We start from the raw sequence: 20,659 nt of genomic DNA, 5'->3' as shown, positions 1-20,659 counted from the left end.
AAACTCAGACCGGTGTTAAAAACGATCATTAATTTAGAACCTGGAAAAAAAGTCTATTTCGCTTCGGACCAGCATTTTGGCGCTCCTAATCCTAAGGAAAGCAAGAGGCGTGAAGAGAAATTTATCCGCTGGATGGATGAGATCAAGGAAGATGCTCAGGTTTTGTTTTTAATGGGCGACCTTTTTGACTTCTGGCACGAGTGGAAACATGTTATTCCCAAAGGATATGTGCGCGTTCTCGGAAAAATTGCCGAACTGAAAGACAGAGGGATTCAAATCTACTTCTTTGTAGGCAACCATGATCTGTGGATGAAAGATTATCTTGAAGAAGAGATCGGATGTACTGTTTTTTATAAGAAGCAGTATTTTGAGATGGGTGGAAAAGAGTTTCTCCTGGCTCACGGAGACGGTCTGGGGCCTGGTGACAAAGGATATAAAAGAATGAAAAAGCTTTTTACCAATCCCGTAGCCCAGTGGTTTTTCAAATGGCTGCATCCCGATATTGCCATGAAAGTGGCTTTGTATCTTTCACAGAAAAATAAAATGATCTCCGGAGAAGAGGATAAAGCCTTTTTAGGAGAAGAAAAAGAATTTCTGATTATCTATTCGAAAGAAAAACTGAAGACCCAGAAAATCGATTATTTTATTTACGGTCACCGTCACCTTCCTATGATTTTGGATCTGGAACAGAAAGCAAAATACATTAATCTGGGAGACTGGATTTCCTATTTTACCTATGGCGTTTTCGAGCATGATTTTGAACTGAAGACGTTTAAAGACGGCACAAAAAAAAATTACCCCTGAGAGAGGTAATTTTCGAATGAACCGAAGCTCACTCTTGTTTTTAATCCATATTCCAAATTAATAATTGCAAGAAGTTTACCAAAGTATAATTCTGCAATGAAAAAATAGTAAAAAAATACAATTTTTTATATAATTCATTCATTTTGAGTTGATAAGAAGTTTTAAAATAGTCTTATAAAATTGGAAAATATATTCAGCATACAGACAGAACAGGATTTCCTGGATGCATCGTTGGCCGCTTTTCATTATCAATATGAACATGTTGAGATCTACAGAAAATTTGTAGATTATCTGAAAATAAACCCCGATGAAGTCAATACGGTGACCAAGATTCCTTTCCTGCCGATCGAAATGTTTAAAAACCACCAGATCCTGGACAAAAAAGCGAAGACTGATTTGTTTTTTCAGAGTTCCGGAACTACGCAGATGAATCTTTCAAAACATTTTATTGCCGATCCCGGTCTTTATGAAGAAAGCATTGTTAAGAGTTTTGAACAGTTTATAGGAAAACCTGAAGATTTTATTTTTCTGGGTTTACTTCCAAGTTATCTTGAAAAGCAAAATTCATCTCTGATCTATATGGTAGATTATCTGATGAAAAAATCTGCAAAACCTGAGAACGGCTATTTTCTTTATAATCATTCAGATCTGTTTGAGCTTTTAAACAATCTGAAAGATAAAAAAGTCATCCTTTTCGGAGTGTCTTTTGCGCTGCTGGATTTCCTGGACTCTATGGAATCCCTTAACTTATCGGTTGGTGAATCTCAAAATCTGACAGTTATTGAAACCGGAGGAATGAAAGGCAGAAAAGAGGAAATGACCAAGGATGAACTCTTGAAAATTCTGCAGAACGGTTTTAAAACAGAGAAGATCTATTCCGAATACTCAATGACGGAGCTGCTCTCTCAGGCCTATTCGCTGGGCAACAATGAATACAAGTGCCCCAACTGGATGAGAATATTAGTACGGAATGCAGAAGATCCTTTTTCCTACGAGCAGGAAGGAAGAACCGGAGCTGTTAATATAATAGATCTGGCTAATATCCATTCATGCTGCTTTATTGCAACACAGGATTTGGGTAAAAGACTTCCAGGCGATACATTTCAGGTGCTGGGAAGAATAGACCATTCCGATATCCGCGGATGCAGTTTGCTGGTTTCATAAAATTCAGTTTTTAAAATAATAATCATCTCTTGCTATGGATTTCATGAAAAAATTCTTTTTAATGGTTATGCTGACTGGGATTTCTTGTCTTTTATCTGCCCAGAAGAAGGAAAATGATATCTGGTCTGGAACCTATAGGGTGAATGAGATCAAGAAGGGGATTACCACGACTACAGACACCTTAGTGGTTACCAGAATTAAGGATGCTGATCCTAAGGAAATTCCTGCTAAAGAAAAATCAGATCTGGCAAGATGGTCGATGACTTCAAAAAGAGATGGAGGGCAGGATAAAATCACTATTAAGCGGTTTTTATTTGATGTCGAAGATGATCGCGATGCTTATAAAGAATTTGGGTGGACAAAACTGCATAAAGATGGAAAAATGAATTGCATGGATGGCGGACATTTTTTTATTTGCCAAACCCAACCCAATACTGTCGTTACCTTTGGGAAAAATGAGTCTTATGTGACCAAAACAGGTATTTTCGGGATATGGCTTCATTATGGCGTTGTGGAACTGCAAAAGAAATAATCTCAATTTAAACATTAATTGTCATGCTGAAGATCGAAGAACTTGTTCACGCTTATATCCATTCCCACTGCGATTTCGAAAAAGAAATTGTACTCACGAATTATTTCCAGGCCGACTGGGAAGCGGATATTCTGTTGGTTGATTCTGAAGGATTCAGCCATGAAATTGAGATCAAACTTTCAAAAAGTGACTTTAAAAATGATTTCAAAAAATCATACCTCAATAAAGAGACCGGCGAAAAATTTCTGAAACATGATAAGATTTCCTGCGGGGATTATATCTGCAATACGTTCAGTTTTCTTCTTCCGATGGGAATGATAGAGCATACCTTAATTCCCGGACACTGTGGGATTATCGAATTTTATCATAATGCAGACACCTGGGAAACGGAGTTTTACCTGATACGCAGCCCCAAAAGAGTGCACGAAGATCCCTACTGGAAGCTCAATGATAAAGATGTTTTTATCAGAAAAATGGCGCTGAATCTGCTGCAGCGAAAAATGGAGATCAAAGGAAAACATGAAGAACTTATTTTTAAAAATCCTTTTGATATCAGAAAGATTAAATAACATGATTTTAAGGTAAGAATAGGAATGAGATTTGTAAAAAACCATTAAATATTTAAATGGTTTTTTGCTTGTTCTTTTGAGAGACTATATTATAAATATTTTGTATAAATTGATGATTTTTGTAAAGAGTTTTGATGTTCAAATTGAACAGGTGAAGCTCGGATTACTTGGGGGCACAAGAAAAGAAAAAATAGAGTATCTCTGACGTTAGGCTCTGAAATCATCATCATGATTGGATTTCATTTTGATTCTCATAAAACTTTTAAGCATTATTATCAGCAGATAGTTTGTGGCTATTGGTGAAATTTATTTCCCAAAAGCCTATCGTACAATAGATTTTTGGAGCTTCACTAAAGGATTTTTGTGGTTTCCGCTTTGTTTTTGAAAGAAAAACGTTTGAGGAAATACACCAGGATAAGCTTTAGGGATAGCACAATTCTGAAAGTTTGCAGAGAAATCAAAGAATCCATGACCATAAATTTTTCAAAGATTTAGTTGAACGTGGCAAGTCTTCAATGGTCTAGTTTTATGGATTTAAATTGCATTTCAAAAAAACCGTCATTAAACTTGAAAAAAGTAAATGACGGCCAATTATTTTAAAATTTCCATTAACCCGAACTTAGGTTAAATTTAATGAATTATGGATATTTTGTAGCTTCCGAGAGTTCTATAGGATTATTATTATTATTTTTTAAAAGCTTTTGTTTAAATTCAGTAAGTTGCTTAAAGTTAGGGGTTACTTCTCTTCCTGATTCATCCACAACCTTCATTACAGCTTTTCCTGCCTTGAGTTCCTTGTAAGGATCATTATAATAATCCAGATAAAGTTTGTTTAATTGTTTTTGAGTAACCGGAATGAAATCGGTTTCCATATTTACTTCTCCATTATCTTTTTTTAGTTCAGTCATGGTAAAAATATAATTATCTCCTGAATCTCTTATGTCTATTATAAGACCAGGCAAAGAATTAAAAACATAAGGTCCTTCTTGGAAAGGAATTTCTTTAGCAAACCACGCTGTCCAATCTCTTCCCTTATAATGTAAAGTAGCTTTCTGGCAATTTATATTATCAATATTTTTAGTTTCTTCTGTAATTTTCCAATCTAATTTAGGACAGTCTTCTTTCAGAGAATACCTATCCAATCCAATTATATAATATTTTTCTATTTTATTCTCTTTTTTGTTTTTTGCTATCATAAAATCAAAATCCGCGGATTTTGTCCGAACATCTATATTATGAAGAGCTAACGAATCTATATGATACAAATCGTAAGAATAAAATTTCGAAATTTCATCTTTGACATCTAATAACATTTTTTTATTTGCTGATTCATTTTTTGTAGAATCTATTTTATATGTCATCTGATAATAAATCCTATATGTCTGACCCTGAAAATCAGTAAGGCATGATAAAATAAAAAGGAAAGTTAAAATATTTTTTTTCATAAAGTTTTTTAATTAATAGGTTCTACATATCCGTCCCATAATAAGTTATTATTTTCAAAGAACATATCATTAATTTCTTTGTTAAAGTTTTTATAGTTGGGATCTTTAGGATAGTTAGGATTATTTATTGCTACAAACCTTATCACTCCGCCATCAACTTTTTTGAACAAATCAAAAACCTGAAATTTTCCGAAAGAGTAACGAGAAAACACTTGATTTAAATCTTCTTTATGTGGTATTTCAGAATATCTTTTTTTCACTTCTTCAATAGAAACTCCTTTATAATAAAAGCCTAAAATATTTGAAAATGTAGGCTGATAAGTATACATAAATAAAAATTGCTCTGTATAATTTTGTGGAATATTATGATATAACAATTTTCTCATTTCTGAGGAAGTGAAATATATATATTGTTTATCCACTTTGTTATACACATAATCCGCATAAGTATAAAAATCAATTTGGTTTTTCCCTTGATCAAAATATAATTTAAACTTGCTATATGATTGATTATCAGATTCAACTCTTTGCTCTTTTAAAAAATAATAATTTTGACAACTCGTTAAGCAGAATAAAGCTAATATACTTATATGTCTAATGAATCCATTCATTGGTGTGAATATTATAATTACAATTTACGAAATATCCTTCTCTTTCCGGTATATATTCTGGGATGAAGCTTGCAGTACAGGCATATCTTAATTCACAATCTTTACATGGGTTAATTTTATCCCTATTTAGCCTCCATAATTCAGAGAGGATTGATAAACTTTCTTCTATCTCTTCTTTTGACCCTAAAAATAGTCCATAATCTTTTTGATCTACGGCATTTAACCTTATTCTCCCCAAATGATCTACGAGGATAGTTTTGTATAGGCCAAGATTAAATTTTTTTGCTGTAAGGAATGCTCTATGATTGATAGCGATTGTATCAATACTCGATTTTGGAACAAATAAATTACTTTCATCTTGCTTTAAATAATATAAATTTATCCTACCGTAGTTATCTTCCTTCAAATAAGGCGATTGATAAAAATAGATACTTTTTAATCTTTGTTCTTTTAATAATACAGAGGCAGTAAAATTTTCCTGGTAGGGCAATGATACAGATAAATCTATAACACAAGATTTTTCAAGAGAATTCAATACATTATGGATTTTTTTTATATCCACATTAAGTGAAAAATGAAAATGTAAACGCTTAACTCCCAAATAATCAATTCTATCCGAAATATATTGCATTTTATCTATTAAATCATCTGATACAATAATTGTAGCAAATTCAATTTTTGAGACATCATCATTAAAACAATCATCTGAAAGATTCGGAAAATGATCTTTATATGCGAAAAAAATAAACTCTTTTTCAATCAGAAATTCTATGTATTCCTGCGCAATATCATCATTTTTCCATTCTTCTATAATATTCACTATAGTTTTAGAATGAATATTATAAATAAAATCAATCAGAGAATTGGGAACCCTTTCAATATCATCCCTTTGCAAATCATAAATAGCCCCTAATTGAATACCTTTCACCGGAATACAACATGCAAAAACAAAGCATTTTTTATTAATATCAAGGTTTAGGTGGGCTAATTCCATCTTTATAAGGTTTTAAACAAAAAATTTCTGACTGATACTTTTTAGCTTCAATTTTTCTTAGTGACTGTGTTACTAATTTATTATTTTCAGTAACCTGGGCAAAAATAACCGGAAGCAATTCTTTTTTATGCGGGTTAAGTTCCTGTAGTAAGCTCTTATTCATCATTCATTTTTTTTAACTGTTTTGCTATTTCATAATGCAGGCTATAGTTACAATGATAAGATGTCATTCTAAATTGTCCTGAAGGATTAATTTCTAAAAAATAGTATTCTCCATCTACCCCCTTTATAATATCAATAGAACCTGTATCTATGTGACATGCTTTCATTAGTTGGCAGATTTTGTGGTTAAGATCTTCAGGTAATTGGTAAGGGACAAATCGATTCGGTTTATTCTGGTTATAATTTCTGAAATCTACAGAAGTTTGCTCGTCATTTTGAGAGAATACAGCCATAGGATAATTTTTCCCATTTAAATGAAAAATCCGAAGCTCATATTCTTTGTAAATATGTTGTTGAAATAAACTTGGGAAAAAGGAAACAGTAGAATTATTATATTCTACTGTCATTAAAGGAAATTTTTTTTGATTATGGCTGATGACTGCCCCTTCATTAACAGCTTTAGTAATCCAATCTTTCTTCTCTGTATCAAAATTATTTGCAATTACTGTAGACGGAATCTTTAATCCTATATTATTTGCTATAGCCAACATTTCAATTTTATTTAATCTGTTGACTTTTGAATGATGATTTATCCATTTTTTATCATTCAAAAAATATAGAATTGTTTTTAAAATACCATAATACTCTGAATGTAAATATTGGAACATTTCATTTGAAATATTCTTATCAAGCAAATCTTTATATTTGTTAAAATTCCCCCATTTTCTATACCATACAGCTCTAACTTGGCTCAAATTCACACTTCCAAATAATTTATTCTCAACAGTTAATGAAGTGGGGGAAGAGATTTTATAATATATTTTCGTTGTTCCATTAAATAGATCGACATCATTAATACGAATACAGGATTCCCCCATATTCGCTAAATGTTCCATAACAACATTTGTGTCGTCATCATGTGTAGTAGATAAAATTAAAATCATAATAAAAAAAAGGGCTGATTCTATAAAGAAAAGCCCTGATGTAAATTTTAATTAACACCCGTCAGATGCACCAGAAGGAATAACTACTGATGCTAAAACATAGGGGTCATTAGCTGTTCCTGAACCACTACATACGCCCTCAGGGAGAAGGCTTCTTTTACCGCCATGAATTAGTTTTAGGCTACCTGTATTAAGTACTTTACCGTTTTTTAGTGACGTTAATTTTTTCATAACTGAATTTGTTTAAAGGTTTAGAAACTAAAAATATAAAATATAAATTAAATAACTCCAATATGGTGTGATTTTTTTATTATGTTAAACTGTTTATAAAGAGGGATTTACAGTGTAAAATAAATCTCTTTGTATTTATTTGTATTAATCGAAAGTAGGTGATTATTTAAGTTTATAGCGTATTTTTCAAATTTTTTTTCTAAAAAATTTGAATTATTTATCTTTACATTATGGTAAAAGGATCAAAACTTAAACAAGCAAAGGAAGAGAAAAAATGATCCAGGATGAACTTGCGTTCATATTAAAAACAAGACAAAAGACAATTTCAAACGGGTAAAGTGATAAGAGTATCTCTCATTAGATAATTTGGCAAAAATAAAAACCGTTTTAGAGATCGACATTTTTATCTTGATTAGCGTATCGCTGGAATTAGCATAGCCGGGAACACCGAGTATATAAATATTATTTTGGTAACACTAATATTATAATTATCTATCACAGAATTGATCACTTGCGCAGTTAACTGATTTTGGCAAATCAATACAAAAGACAGTAAGAGGAGAATTTTTTCATTTTAATTAAGTTTAAGTTATTATTAATCTCGTTTCTATTAATTTTTATCCTAAAATTGAAACTTATAATTTTCGTGACAAATAGATAATTAGCAACTGTGAGATATGAACCAATAACTGTCTGAATTCTTTCTGTAAATGTAAAGACTCATATATCCGTAAAGAAAAAACAATTGAAGATATTAACAATGCTGGATTAAAACTGCTACAATCAAAAAATCCTGTCAAACAACAGGATTTTATATTGAAATCAATGAAGTTACTAATCAATAACTTCAGCAGTACCTCTCTGAAGTAAAAACTTGTAGATCAATCCTCCTGTAATTCCTCCCGCAATAGGTGCTACCCAGAACAGCCAAAGCTGAGACATCGCAAGCCCACCCGTAATGACAGCCTGTGAAAGTGATCTTGCCGGGTTGACAGAAGTATTCGTGATCGGAATAGAAATTAAGTGGATCAGGGTTAAGGCCAATCCAATGGCAATACCGGCAAACTTTCCGTTAGCCCATTTGTCTGTAGCTCCCATGATGACAATCAGGAAGAAAGCCGTTAATAAGAATTCAGCAAGAAATGCCGCACCCATACTGAATGCTTTTCCATTATAGACCGCTTCACCATAGAAGTTGGTCGCAAAAGCTCCCGGTTTTGAAAAATCTACAGCCCCGGAACCACTAAGGATAGCATACAGACATACCGCAGCCAAAAGAGCTCCAAGACACTGCGCCACAACATAAGGAATAAGGTCTTTTGCAGAGAATCTGCCTCCTGCTAAAAGTCCGAAAGAAACAGCCGGATTGAAGTGTCCGCCAGAAATATGACCGACAGCATAAGCCATCGTAAGAACAGTAAGACCGAAGGCCAAAGCTACACCCAAAAGGCCAATACCGATGTCGGGAACTCCGGCAGCAAAAACTGCACTTCCGCAGCCACCGAAAACAAGCCAAAATGTGCCGAAAAATTCAGCAAAAAGTTTTTTTATCATATGTTTATTATTAAAAGTATCTCAAATGTAAAATTTAAATCTTAAAATAGAAAGATAAATCTTTAAAATATTTCAATTTATAGGGAAGAAAAATTAGAGATTTAATAATTTGGTTTGATGTTTGTTGGGAAATTTTTTATAATGACAGTAAACGGGAGTTGAATGATATGACATAAATGTTTATCTTTCGTTTAGTAATTGAAAAGCGTGGTTAATGAGAAAGTTTTTTTGTGTGGCCTTGGTGCCCTTTATGTATAGCTTTTATTATTCGCAGGCAGCAAAAAAAATGCTTCCCTGTTATGATCTTACATCGGTACTGAAAGTAGAGCCCACTCCTTTATACAAATCACATCTGGATGCCTCAAAAAGTTTTGGAGTCAAATTGCTTATGAATTCTAAAACCGTTCAGAAATATATCAACAACGGAAAATTTCATAAAATAAAAAAGATCGGAAAAGGATATCGTGTTCAGAAATTAGATTACAGCCGGGCGTATATGGTTTCCAAAGCAAAAAGTACCCTGGAAAAAATGGGAGCCAGATTCAGTAAAGAAACAAAGGGACATACTTTTACCGTATCTTCAATCACCAGAACACTTGAAGACCAGTGCAGACTGAGAAGAGTGAACTCCAATGCATCGCTCGGGATAAGCTCCCACAATTACGGAAACTCATTCGATATTTCTTATATCCGCTTCAATGATGTACTGAAATACAATCCCAAAATGGAAGCAGCACTGGAGAAAGTATTAAAATTCTATGCTGAGTCGGGTAAAATTTATTATATCAAAGAAAGACAGCAGAGTTGTTATCACATTACGGTCAGGAATTATTGATGCTTTACTTTTCAATGGTCGCCATTTAATGCTCCTGTTGATAGAAGATTACTCTCAATCAATCACAATTTTTTTTTTACCGGATAGCTATTTTTTGTTTGCCAAAATTAAATTTATTTTACGAATAATAAATTTATGATATGATTATTTGTGCAGGAGGTTTAGTTTATATAATTTTATACGACTAAATAAACCATGAACTTATGAACGAGAACGATTATAAAATGGCAGTCGCCGAATGGAGCAAATGCCTTTCAGATTACCACTTAATCTCAAATCTGATTCCCACCAATTACATTTTCGAACTTTCTGCGGATAAGATCGAAAAAATCAAAGAAAAAAATAAATATGTAGACGTCTGCGCAGAAGTAGGAGTCTTCAACGGCGAAGTAGTCCTTATTTTTGTTCCGTTGGATGAGAAAGGATACGTTGACAGAAGCATTGTTGAATATGAGTATACTGTTTTAGCGCCTCTTAAGCATGATATCATTCTGCAGCAATCAAAGGAATTTACCGTTGTCAAAAACGCAGTTCTTTCCAGCAATCTTACTAAAATAGATGATAATACCAATACGTTTTTTCCGGTTTCCGACCAGCCAATCCTGGATCAGGATATAGCCGTAGAAGCTATCGGACGTTGGAGAAATGAAGGAATGGAGTGGTTCTTCCGTGAATGTACAGAATTCGGAGGAGCGAGAATTTTTAGAAAATTCTATATTCCTATGGAAGATCTTTGTCATCCTGAACCGAAGGTTGCAGGCATCAAATGTTCTTTCGCACTCAGATACAATGATATTTATGAGAGAATGCTGGTAACGCTGATTTTTATCTCTTTCCATGAGCTATTGCAAGGAACCAGTGCAAAGACACTTTCGAATACCTATGATTGGGCAAAACCTTGTCCTCCTATCTGCCGTATCCCTGAACTTGGATCTTAAATACATAGGATAGACAGGAATGACCGATTTTTTTAAAGCAATTTTATTCCTAAACTATGGTCTGCTTCTGTCCATCATACTTTTGGGAGCAGCAAAATACCGTATATTAAATAATAAAGAGAAGCAATATTTTCACTGTATTGCTTTTCTTTTTTTTATCGAATTAGTGAATCTCGTTTTACCTTATATTTTCAATCTGAATGACACATCATTTCTGTATCCGCTCTATATAGCCGGAGAATTTTTCCTCGTTACCGCTTTGTTTATCAGGAAACTGGAACTTCCGAAATATTTATTAGGCATCACAGCATTGCTGGCAGCAGCATTTATGGCGTCAAAATATAGATTCGATTATCCGTTCAACAGTGATATTGTCAAGGTGATTTCAAATATCATCATCATCTGTCTTTCAGGCTTTGCTTTGCTTCGTGAAATAAAGGGGGCATCCACCCAAAACCGCTTTCTTCTGGTAGATGCGTGTATTTTTTTTTACTATTCCGTTTCGGTCTTTATCTTTATTATTCAGCACCAGATCGCTAACCTGTCAGAAAATGACTATTATATTATTTTAAGTGCAAATAATATTCTGTCAAGCATTTTATACTGTTCATTTTTATATACCTTCATCAAATTAAAGAAGTAACCTTAAATATCAGCCTGTTGATCCTTATAATTGTTACCATAGCAATTATAGTATCCTTTATTCTTCTAGCCTACAGGGCCTTTATCAGCAGGATCATTAAGGAGAAGAACGTTCAGCATGAAGCCGAAGTGCTCCATCAGAAAAAACTCGTACTTGAAAATATCAAAGCTCAGGAAGAAGAGAGAAAAAGAATTGCCGTCATGATTCATGATGATATAGGAAACAGGCTCAATATCCTTTCATTGTGGATGAATAACCTTGATACGAAAGGCGATGAGGTAATTAAAAAAAATATTTATGGTCAGATGTCCTCACTTATCGATGCGGCCAGAAGTATTTCTCATTCATTATATCCTGTCAACCTCGAATCTGTGGGATTTGTTCTCTATGTGGAAGAGCTGATTGCCAACCTTTCGCACAAGATCAATATTTCTATGCAGGTCATGCCCGGATATGAGAAAAAGGATATCTTTGTGGAAGTACAGCTGTACAGAATTATTCAGGAATTTACCACCAATGTGATCAAACATTCCACAGCAACAGACCTTTGGATTTACATCAAAGATTACCCCCTGAATATGGCCGTAATCATTTCAGATAACGGACAGGGATTTGACTATGACCTGGTGAAAAAAGGAATGGGGATCAAAAACATCGAATCCAGAATAAAATCCATGAATGCCGTCCATAAATGGAAAAGCACTGTAAATAAAGGAAGCCGTCTAATCATTATAATTCCAAAAAACCATGAACTCCCAAATCAAAATAGCCTTAATTGATGATGAACAGCTGATCCTGGAAGGGGTAAAAATGCTGCTTTCAAATGAGAAAAACATATCCGTATGCCTCACTTCCAACAACGGCCCGGATTTTATTGAGAAACTGGGAAACCTTTCAGAAGATGATTTTCCAAATATAGCGCTGGTAGACGTGCAGATGCAGCCCATGAACGGCTTTGAGCTGGTGGAAGTTCTTAAAGAAAAATATCCGGAACTGAAGATCATTATCCTTTCTTCTCATTACAAAACGTCAATTCTCGGCTATATGGTCAAGTTGGGCGTGTCTGCTTTTCTTCCCAAAAACTCAGACCGTAAAACATTTATCGATGCGATTACCATGGTTTATAAAAACGGAGTTTTCTTTACCGCGGAAGACCATCAGATGCTTTTTACCTATATGAACAGTTCTGCAAAGAAGAAATCTCTTTTTGAAATGGAAGACGAACTGTCTGAACGCGAGAAAGATGTGGTTAAACTGATCTGCCAGGAATACACCAATAACGAGATCGGGGAAAAGTTATTCATCAGCCCTCGCACAGTAGAAAGTCACCGCCAGCGGATCCTTGAAAAGATTGGGGCGAAGAATACGGTAGGTATTGTTATCTACGCTGTTGTCAACAATATATATTCTCTGGATAAAATTTGATTCCGTAGAAATACGGAATTTTTTATTTGGTATTTTTCACGCTAGTATTGCTTTTCCTTCTTCCGTTAATTTGAAAAATAAGTTTTACAGGATTTAATACAAAATCTAACAATGAAAAGAGGTAGAGGAAATTTTTAATAATTAAAGCAAAACACAGCGATGGAAAACGATACAATACTATCTGTTGGAATCTTTTTTGACGGAACAGGAAATAACGGGATCAATGCTGCTTCATCGGATAGACCTTCACAAAATAATGAAAGCTACAAAGGAGCACCTACTAATATTTATAAATTATTCAATTTATTCAAAGGAATCAATAAAATATATGTGGAAGGGATCGGAACCGTCACAGGTGGTGAGGATAGCAACTTTGCAATGGCTACATGTGCCAATCCTCCTGACGGACAGGGATATTCTTCCGATGACAAACTATCCAGGGCAGATCGTTTTGTTCAGGATATTGTAGGTGACAGAAATACAGAATATCATTTCTATGTCTATGGATTCAGCAGGGGAAGTATGCTCGCAAGAGAATTCTGTAATCAGCTTGTCACAAAGTATCCATCGGTAAATATTATGATAAAATTTCTGGGAGTTTTTGATACGGTTGAATCCAAACCATTCAATACCTATGATATGAATCTCCCGCAGGAAGTGGAAAATGCACTTCATATCTGTGCAGTCAACGAATGCCGTTTCTTTTTTCCACTGACCGGCTTTTTTGAAAATTCAAAAAATATGCAGGATACGAAAACCGAAACTTCAGGATCTGTCTGGAAAGAAGTTTTTGTTCCCGGCGCTCATGCTGATGTAGGAGGAGGTTATCTTCAGGCTCCGCATTCCGTATATATTTCTACAGATTTTATTAATACCAACGACCTTCAGGATTATGTTTCGGATGTCAGAAATGCAAAAACAGATGCCGAAGGCAATAAAATATGGGACGCCCTGCTTTCCGGATTTCAGATTGAGAAAGGAGTGGTGCTTTCCCAGGCTTATGTTTCCAGAGATGTGATTTTGAATACCCTTCCTATGGTATACGGAAAAGTAATGCTGCAGGAAACCAATAATGTTATGGCCGGAATCTTCAGTACAGACCTTGTCCATTCAGGTCTTGAGATGACAGATGATTCTTTCCTTTCAGAGTTCTATACCCAACTTGCAGCCTATGTGGAAAGTTTTTCAATGGCTATGAAACCACAATATGATTATTCAGGTTTCGCAGATTATACGCATATTTCAGCCAATTTTGGAATCTATAGTGCCGATCTGTTACAAAGATCAGCAGATGAGATGGAGGCAGAACTGATCAATAACGGCCTGAACGTACCCAGCAGTACCTCTGTAGACCGTGGAATCCATACCAAACTGCTTACTGACCTGCATCTTCCGGAAGACAGTTTCGTCGCAGACTTTCTGTATGGAACCAATGTTCCCAATAATGATATCTGGAGCCGTACGATCGAGATAAGATCCTTCGCGGCAGAACAGAATTAGAATAAATAACGTTAGTACTTTTCAGTTTTAAATTTAGGTTATGAAGGGATGTCTGGCAGGGCATCCCTTTTTGTTGTTCCAAAAGCCGTGCTATCAGGGAGTCTTTTTTATTTCTGGCCTATTCATTTCTTTTTCCGTACTTTTGCACCCGAAAATTCATTATTCATCACTAATTTTTAATAAAATGCTTTCGGTTCAAGGTTTAGGATTACATCATTCGGGAAACTATCTGTTTCAAAATACCAATTTCACCATTAAAAAGGATGATAAAGTTGGTCTCGTAGGAAAAAATGGAGCGGGGAAATCCACTTTATTGAAAATGCTTTCAGGGGAAATTAATTTCTACGAAGGAGCTGTAGTTCGCGAGGGAGGTGCTACCATTGGTTTCCTGAAGCAGGATCTGGATTTCGTAAAAGGAAGAACCGTCTGGGCTGAAACGATGCAGGCCTTTGAACAAATCAATGCCTGGAAAAACGAACTGGAGGAGGTAAACCATCAGATGGCTGTAAGAACAGATTATGAAAGTGACGCGTACACAGATCTGATCAATAAAATGACAGAGCTGAACGATCTTCTCATGAATCATGATGCTTACAATCTTGAAGGCGATATGGAAAAAGTATTGTTCGGTTTAGGATTTAAAGCGGATGATTTCCAAAAAATTACAGACGAATTTTCCGGAGGATGGAGAATGAGAATTGAACTGGCTAAACTGCTGCTTCAGAAAAATGATATCATGCTTCTCGATGAGCCTACCAACCACCTGGATATGGAATCCATTATCTGGCTGGAAAACTTCTTGAAAGACTATCCCGGAGCTATCGTTCTGGTAAGTCACGATAAGCAGTTTATGACCGCTGTCTGCAACAGAACTTTTGATATCAATAATAAAAAAGTTGACGATTATAAAGCCAACTATTCCAAATACCTGATCATGCGTGAAGAACGCCGTGAGAAACTCATCGGGGCCAAAAAGAACCAGGATGCAGAGATTAAGCAGATGGAGGATAACATCAATAAGTTCCGTGCAAGTGCTACCAAAGCTTCCTTCGCACAGTCGCTTATTAAAAAATTAGATAAAATCGAGCGTATTGAAGTGGATAATGAAGACGTTTCCAAATTCAACATCCGTTTCGTACAATCTATGGTTCCCGGAAAAGTAATTTTTGAAGCTGAGCATTTAGGAAAAGCATACGGGAAAAAACAAATTTTTGATGATGTAGACTTTATTGTTCAGAGAGGAGACAGAATTGCCCTTTTGGGACAGAACGGACAGGGAAAAACCACTTTGGCGAAAATTCTTGCCGGGGAAATTAAAGATTATTCAGGAACCTGGAATTTAGGACACAATGTCAACATCGGATACTTTGCCCAAAATCAGGAAGAAGTACTGACCCCGAATAAAACTGTTTTAGAAGAAGCTGAAGATGCAGCAACAGAAGAAACCAGACCTAGGGTAAGAGATTTATTAGGATCTTTCTTATTCCAGGGGGAAGCTGTTTCCAAAAAAACAAAAGTGCTTTCCGGAGGAGAAAGAAACCGTCTGGCCCTTTGTAAATTATTGCTTCGTCCATTCAACACATTGATTATGGATGAGCCTACCAACCACCTTGATATTCAGTCTAAGGAAATTATCAAGCTGGCTTTACAGAACTTTCAGGGAACATTGATCGTGATTTCTCACGATAGAGAATTCCTGGACGGGCTTTGTGATAAAATTTATGAATTCCGTGACGGAAGAATGAAAGAATTCCTGGGAAGTGTTGGAGAATATCTTGAATACAGACAAAAAGAAACACTCAGAGAAATTTCTGCTGAAAAAGCAAAACTTCACAGTGAAGATATAAAAGTTGAGGTAAAACCAGCTCCGAAAGAAGTGAAGGTGGAAGAAAAATCAACAATTGTAAGCAAAGAACAAAAAAATATTCAGAATAAATTAAAGAAGGTAGAAGAAAAAATTTCCGAGCTTGAAACGGAAATTGAAAAAATGGAAGATACCTTCACCCAGGAAAACCCTTCAGAAGAAACTTTAGAAAAATATAACAAAACTAAAGAAGAACTTGAAGTGGCTTTACAGGAATGGGAGCATTTAGGTTCTCAGTTGGTTTAATTTATTAAAAATAATACAATATAGATCCTTCGCCTTTGCCCAAGATGACCATGCTAAAATAATATGTTTTTTACTTTGAGTGCACGGCACTGTAAATGACAATCAGGAGTAGGAAGGTTATCCTGAGCAAAGGTCGAAGGATTTTAAGGATAAAAGAAAATTTTAAAAGAATGATCACATCGCCGGACTTTTTTTTGTAACAAAAAATTAGTTTTACCGACGTATTGAACAGTTTTAATGCCGTGTTTTACGAAAACTTAATTTAAAACTTAAATTATTTTTATAATTTTACAAGATGATTTTTAAGGAAAGCAGAAATCTGAAGAATTTTATTTCCAAACTTTTGTTTGGGATCTACTTCATTGCGCTGTTTTCTCAAAGTTTTCATCACCATGACGCTGTCGACTACTTTAAGAGTTTCAATCTTAAGAAGACAGAAAATGCAATGACCAAAACTTCGGCTAAAGAAAAGCCCGGCGATTGTCTTGCTTGTCATTTCTTAGCTACAGGACATACATTGGTTCCGGACGAATACAATTTTACTTTCGAACATTTTACGCACGAGGTAAAACAGGTGATTGCCATTCAGGAAAAAATATGGTCTCAGACCAAATTCACTTTTCAGCTTCGGGGGCCTCCCGCAATTTCATAAATCATAGATTTTTATGGGCTTTAATTGATTTTAAAGTTCAGTACTTTGGGTTTAAAGCTATTGTTTAATAGCTGTTAGATACGGTTTCCGGGATTCGGGATATATTATGGATAAAGGATTTATGTTCAATAATGAGTATTGAGGCTGGAAGAATTTTCTGAAAGTCTTTATTACAAATGTTGTCCTTATTGATGATTTGGGATGAAAGTTCCGGGATATCAAAGTTTGAGAGTACATAAGTTCATGCACCAGCATGGTTTGTACATTTAAGAATGGATTGATATTGATTCATTGGTGTACAAGTCTCTAGTCTCATGTCTCTTATCTCTTATCTCTTATCTCTTATCTGTAATCTAACAAACAACCCATTCAACAAATTTTTACGAAAAAAATGTATCTGTAAAAGGTACGCAATCAATCTATAGACAATGAAATGGATATATAGTCTGATGTTGGTCTTTTTTGGACTGACATCAATAAGTGCACAAAAATCGTATTCGGTAGAAGGAACTGTTCAGGATTTTCACGATAAAACCATGCTGCAAAATGCTGTGGTGAATATCGGTGGATTTACAGCTAAAACCGATACTAAAGGTAAGTTTGTGCTGAATAAAATTCCTGCGGGAAAATATACGCTCATTGCCAGACATCCTGATTGCGATGATTATACTGAAAATATAGAAGTTGGTCAGGATGTACAATTGGTCATTAAGCTAGAGCACCACAGCCATGATATAGAAACGGTGACCATTCATGGAAGTCATAAATCTAATGGTTCTCTGATTATTAAAACATTAGATAAATCTGAAATTGAGAGAAATTCTACCGATAATCTGGGGAATTTATTATCTAAAATTTCTGGGGTTACCACTTTAAAAACAGGGAATAATATTTCAAAACCTGTTATTCACGGCCTGTATGGAAGCAGAATTTCTATTTTAAATAATGGGGTAAAGCTTGCAGAACAGGAATGGGGAGTAGAACATGCTCCCAATGTTGATATTAATAATTTTCAGCACATCGATGTGATCAAAGGAGCTTCTGCATTGAAATACGGAAGTGATGCTATCGGAGGAGTGGTGGTGCTGGAACCTGAAATTTTCCCTAAAAAAGATACCATCAAAGGTTCAGTAGGACTTACGGGGATCTCAAATGGCAGAGGCCTCGGATTGGATGTAGATGTTGCTAAAGTCTGGAAAAACGGATGGGCTGTAAAATCCCGTGGCAGTGTCAAAAAATTAGGAGATCAGAGCGCTCCCGATTATAATCTGAAAAATACGGGAATGGATTTTTCGTCTTTTAATTTTACGGTTCAGAACAACAGTTACGAAAAAGGAATTTCTTTTGACTATTACCTGACGAACCAGAATATAGGAATTTTGAGAGATTCACACGTTTCCACTTCCGGGGATTATGACAGAGCAATGACTGCAAATCCACCGATTTACTCAGGGAAATTCAGTTATGATATTGATAATCCGAGACAGGTGGTGGAGCACCATATTGCAAAAGTTTCAGCGTTTAAAAGATTTGAAAATATTGGAAAACTTTCAGCAACCTACAGTTATCAGTACAATCACAGACAGGAATATGACATCCGGAGAGGTGAACTGAATGATGTTCCTTCTTTGGATCTTGAGCTGATGACGCATCAGTTTAACCTTAATGATTTGTTGGAAAGAGGCAAATGGTCTCTGGAAACAGGAATTGATGCAGGTTTTCAAAACAATTATTCGGACCCTGCGACAAAAGCGAGACGTTTGATTCCTAACTATGATAAATATTCTGCCGGAGCTTATTCTGTTTTTAAATACAAGATTTCTCCCAAATTTAATTTTGAGGCTGGCGCGAGATATGATTTCACCCGTTATGATGTGACCAAATGGTACGATCAAAGTGACTGGGAAAAATTATATGCCGACACCTATCCTCAATTTTATGTGAAGAAAAACCAGAACAGAATTCTGACGCGTCCACAGCTTAATTACAATAATGTTTCCTTTAATGCAGGTTTGGAATACCGCCCGGGGTCAAATTTTGATCTGAAATTTAACTATGCAAAAGTAGGCAGATCGCCAAATGTGGCAGAGCTGTTTTCGGACGGTTTGCATCATTCTGCAGGTGTGATCGAAACGGGAGATATGGCATTGAAAAATGAGCAGGGACATCAGTTTAATTTAACAGTAGACTCAAAATTCAATGTTTTGAAAGGACTGAATATTTCTGTAAACCCCTACTTATTTATCACCAAAAACTTTATCAATCAGGTCCCTGTGGGAATTAAAGGGACAATCAGAGGGGTGTTTCCCGAGTGGGCCTATCAGCAGATCGATGCCAGGATGTACGGGGTAGACCTTGATATCAACTGGAAACTTACGGATGACCTTACCTATGTGGGAAAAGGAAGTTACGTTCACGGACAGGATGATACCAACAATGAACCTTTGATTCTGATGATGCCCCCGAATTTCTCCAACGCATTGCAGTTTAAAAAGGAAAAATGGAATAACTTCTATTTTACCGTTGAAAATCAAACCTCTCTGAAACAAACCAGATTCCCTGTCCGAAATGTTCCCCTGGAAGTATATGTGGATGGCGAATTGGTGGATAAAACCATTGATCTAAGTACACCACCCAACAGCTACTCACTTTGGAATGTGCAAACAGGAATCAATATCAGCAAAAATCTTTCTGCAGGGCTTATCGTCAACAATCTTTTTAATACTTCTTACAGAGATTACCTGAACCGTTTGAGGTTCTTTGCAGATGAGGCAGGAAGAAACTTTATTTTAAACTTTAGATACAAATTCTAAGGATTCAGAAAATATTACATTAAAATTTCACAAAACTTAAAATTCTAAAAATGAACAAACTATTCAATACTAAAAATATCATCAAATTACTAGCTGTTTTATTCATTACGATTACTGTTATTTCTTGTCAGAGAGACGGTTCTGTAGCAGAAGACGATCTTCCTCAGGAAGAGCTTACCAATATTATCTTGTTGGTGAAAGAAGACACTCCGGGATCTACGGCGATTGAATATAATTACAGCATCGGAGCAGGAGGTATTCCTACAATTCCTCTCAAAGACGGGAAGTCTTACACCGTGGAAGCAAAATTCAGAAACGGAAATGAGGACGCTACCAACGAAATCATAGAAGCTAAAGATGAGCATTTCCTTATTTTCGACTTTCCGAAATCGAATATTAACGTTACCAGATTGGATGGAAACGATTTAAGAAATAAAGATGGAAAAAGAGTTGGGTTGAAAACAAAATGGGATGTTGTAAAAGCGGTGGACGGAACTTCTCCATTTCTGAAATTAACCCTCATTCATGAGCCTCAGAGTGTAAATGACACCAAGGTTGGAACAGCTTGGGGAAGTGTAGTAGGAGGAGAAACAGACGCAGAAGCGACTTATAATCTAAGTAATTAGAAATACTTCACATAGATAAAAACCGCTGATATTTTCAGCGGTTTTTTATTTATCAACATTTGAGGACTAAGAATTGATTAGAAGTAGGTTATTCTCATAAAATTTTC

21 protein-coding genes are annotated in these 20,659 nt (G+C 35.3%); 14 read left to right on the top strand and 7 right to left on the bottom strand.

The features are described from left to right. Positions 1-12: 12 nt before the first annotated feature. The 4 genes from BW964_RS14815 to BW964_RS14800 all read left to right on the top strand — a co-directional run bounded on the left by BW964_RS14815 (position 13) and on the right by BW964_RS14800 (position 3,069). A complete protein-coding gene (locus tag BW964_RS14815; RefSeq protein WP_084175895.1) occupies positions 13-804 on the top strand; it encodes a UDP-2,3-diacylglucosamine diphosphatase in 792 nt (263 codons plus the stop codon). A gap of 180 nt (positions 805-984) precedes the next feature. After that, the gene (locus BW964_RS14810) at positions 985-1,968 is read left to right on the top strand and encodes a LuxE/PaaK family acyltransferase (protein ID WP_076508328.1); all 984 of its coding nucleotides are present in this window, start codon (positions 985-987) and stop codon (positions 1,966-1,968) included. A 61-nt stretch (positions 1,969-2,029) separates the two neighbouring features. Further along, complete coding sequence (locus BW964_RS14805; protein WP_228437935.1) at positions 2,030-2,500, top strand: phosphate ABC transporter permease; 471 nt, start codon at positions 2,030-2,032, stop codon at positions 2,498-2,500. Positions 2,501-2,523: 23 nt separating this feature from the next. Next, a complete protein-coding gene (locus BW964_RS14800; RefSeq protein ID WP_076508326.1) occupies positions 2,524-3,069 on the top strand; it encodes a hypothetical protein in 546 nt (181 codons plus the stop codon). 638 nt (positions 3,070-3,707) lie between these two features. On the opposite strand, the gene BW964_RS14795 is transcribed toward BW964_RS14800, so the two are convergent. The 7 genes from BW964_RS14795 to aqpZ form a co-directional block, all read right to left on the bottom strand. Next, positions 3,708-4,514: a GLPGLI family protein gene (locus tag BW964_RS14795; protein WP_076508325.1), complete on the bottom strand. Its 807-nt coding sequence runs from the start codon at positions 4,512-4,514 to the stop codon at positions 3,708-3,710. A gap of 8 nt (positions 4,515-4,522) precedes the next feature. Further along, positions 4,523-5,125 carry a hypothetical protein gene (locus tag BW964_RS14790; RefSeq protein WP_076508323.1) on the bottom strand — a complete coding sequence of 201 codons (603 nt, stop codon included), beginning with the start codon at positions 5,123-5,125 and terminating at the stop codon, positions 4,523-4,525. Then, positions 5,109-6,119: a hypothetical protein gene (locus BW964_RS14785; RefSeq protein WP_076508322.1), complete on the bottom strand. Its 1,011-nt coding sequence runs from the start codon at positions 6,117-6,119 to the stop codon at positions 5,109-5,111. Before BW964_RS14785 ends, BW964_RS14790 begins: the two co-directional genes overlap by 17 nt. Beyond that, entirely contained in the window at positions 6,094-6,285 is a 192-nt protein-coding gene (locus tag BW964_RS14780; protein WP_076508320.1) for a hypothetical protein, read from the bottom strand. Before BW964_RS14780 ends, BW964_RS14785 begins: the two co-directional genes overlap by 26 nt. Next, entirely contained in the window at positions 6,275-7,225 is a 951-nt protein-coding gene (gene gwsG / locus BW964_RS14775; protein WP_076508319.1) for a grasp-with-spasm system ATP-grasp peptide maturase, read from the bottom strand. The genes BW964_RS14780 and gwsG overlap by 11 nt, the downstream gene beginning before the upstream one ends. Positions 7,226-7,276: 51 nt before the next feature. Then, positions 7,277-7,456: a hypothetical protein gene (locus BW964_RS14770; protein WP_076508317.1), complete on the bottom strand. Its 180-nt coding sequence runs from the start codon at positions 7,454-7,456 to the stop codon at positions 7,277-7,279. An 834-nt stretch (positions 7,457-8,290) separates the two neighbouring features. After that, a complete protein-coding gene (aqpZ, locus tag BW964_RS14765; RefSeq protein ID WP_076508963.1) occupies positions 8,291-9,007 on the bottom strand; it encodes an aquaporin Z in 717 nt (238 codons plus the stop codon). A 217-nt stretch (positions 9,008-9,224) separates the two neighbouring features. On the opposite strand from aqpZ, the gene BW964_RS14760 reads away from it, so the two are divergent. The 10 genes from BW964_RS14760 (at position 9,225) to BW964_RS14715 (ending at position 20,552) form a co-directional block, all read left to right on the top strand. Next, positions 9,225-9,845, top strand: a complete 621-nt coding sequence (locus BW964_RS14760; protein ID WP_076508316.1) for a DUF5715 family protein — start codon at positions 9,225-9,227, stop codon at positions 9,843-9,845. Between the two features lie 203 nt (positions 9,846-10,048). Further along, complete coding sequence (locus tag BW964_RS14755; protein ID WP_076508314.1) at positions 10,049-10,783, top strand: hypothetical protein; 735 nt, start codon at positions 10,049-10,051, stop codon at positions 10,781-10,783. Positions 10,784-10,802: 19 nt separating this feature from the next. Continuing rightward, entirely contained in the window at positions 10,803-11,426 is a 624-nt protein-coding gene (locus BW964_RS14750; protein ID WP_076508313.1) for a hypothetical protein, read from the top strand. 17 nt (positions 11,427-11,443) lie between these two features. Next, positions 11,444-12,205, top strand: coding sequence for a sensor histidine kinase (locus tag BW964_RS14745; protein WP_228431971.1), 762 nt, complete (start codon positions 11,444-11,446; stop codon positions 12,203-12,205). Beyond that, the gene (locus tag BW964_RS14740; protein ID WP_076508309.1) at positions 12,174-12,851 is read left to right on the top strand and encodes a response regulator transcription factor; all 678 of its coding nucleotides are present in this window, start codon (positions 12,174-12,176) and stop codon (positions 12,849-12,851) included. Before BW964_RS14745 ends, BW964_RS14740 begins: the two co-directional genes overlap by 32 nt. A gap of 159 nt (positions 12,852-13,010) precedes the next feature. Then, positions 13,011-14,351 carry a T6SS phospholipase effector Tle1-like catalytic domain-containing protein gene (locus BW964_RS14735; RefSeq protein ID WP_076508308.1) on the top strand — a complete coding sequence of 447 codons (1,341 nt, stop codon included), beginning with the start codon at positions 13,011-13,013 and terminating at the stop codon, positions 14,349-14,351. 184 nt (positions 14,352-14,535) lie between these two features. Beyond that, positions 14,536-16,461 carry an ABC-F family ATP-binding cassette domain-containing protein gene (locus BW964_RS14730; protein WP_076508961.1) on the top strand — a complete coding sequence of 642 codons (1,926 nt, stop codon included), beginning with the start codon at positions 14,536-14,538 and terminating at the stop codon, positions 16,459-16,461. Positions 16,462-16,756: 295 nt separating this feature from the next. After that, positions 16,757-17,113 carry a hypothetical protein gene (locus BW964_RS14725; RefSeq protein ID WP_076508306.1) on the top strand — a complete coding sequence of 119 codons (357 nt, stop codon included), beginning with the start codon at positions 16,757-16,759 and terminating at the stop codon, positions 17,111-17,113. A gap of 428 nt (positions 17,114-17,541) precedes the next feature. Next, the gene (locus BW964_RS14720; protein WP_084175892.1) at positions 17,542-19,926 is read left to right on the top strand and encodes a TonB-dependent receptor; all 2,385 of its coding nucleotides are present in this window, start codon (positions 17,542-17,544) and stop codon (positions 19,924-19,926) included. Between the two features lie 50 nt (positions 19,927-19,976). Further along, entirely contained in the window at positions 19,977-20,552 is a 576-nt protein-coding gene (locus BW964_RS14715) for a hypothetical protein (RefSeq protein WP_076508305.1), read from the top strand. Positions 20,553-20,659: the final 107 nt, after the last annotated feature.

This window comes from Chryseobacterium shigense, assembly GCF_900156575.1.
Lineage (GTDB): Bacteria > Bacteroidota > Bacteroidia > Flavobacteriales > Weeksellaceae > Chryseobacterium > Chryseobacterium shigense.
This window is presented reverse-complemented; position numbering and strand designations above follow the sequence as displayed.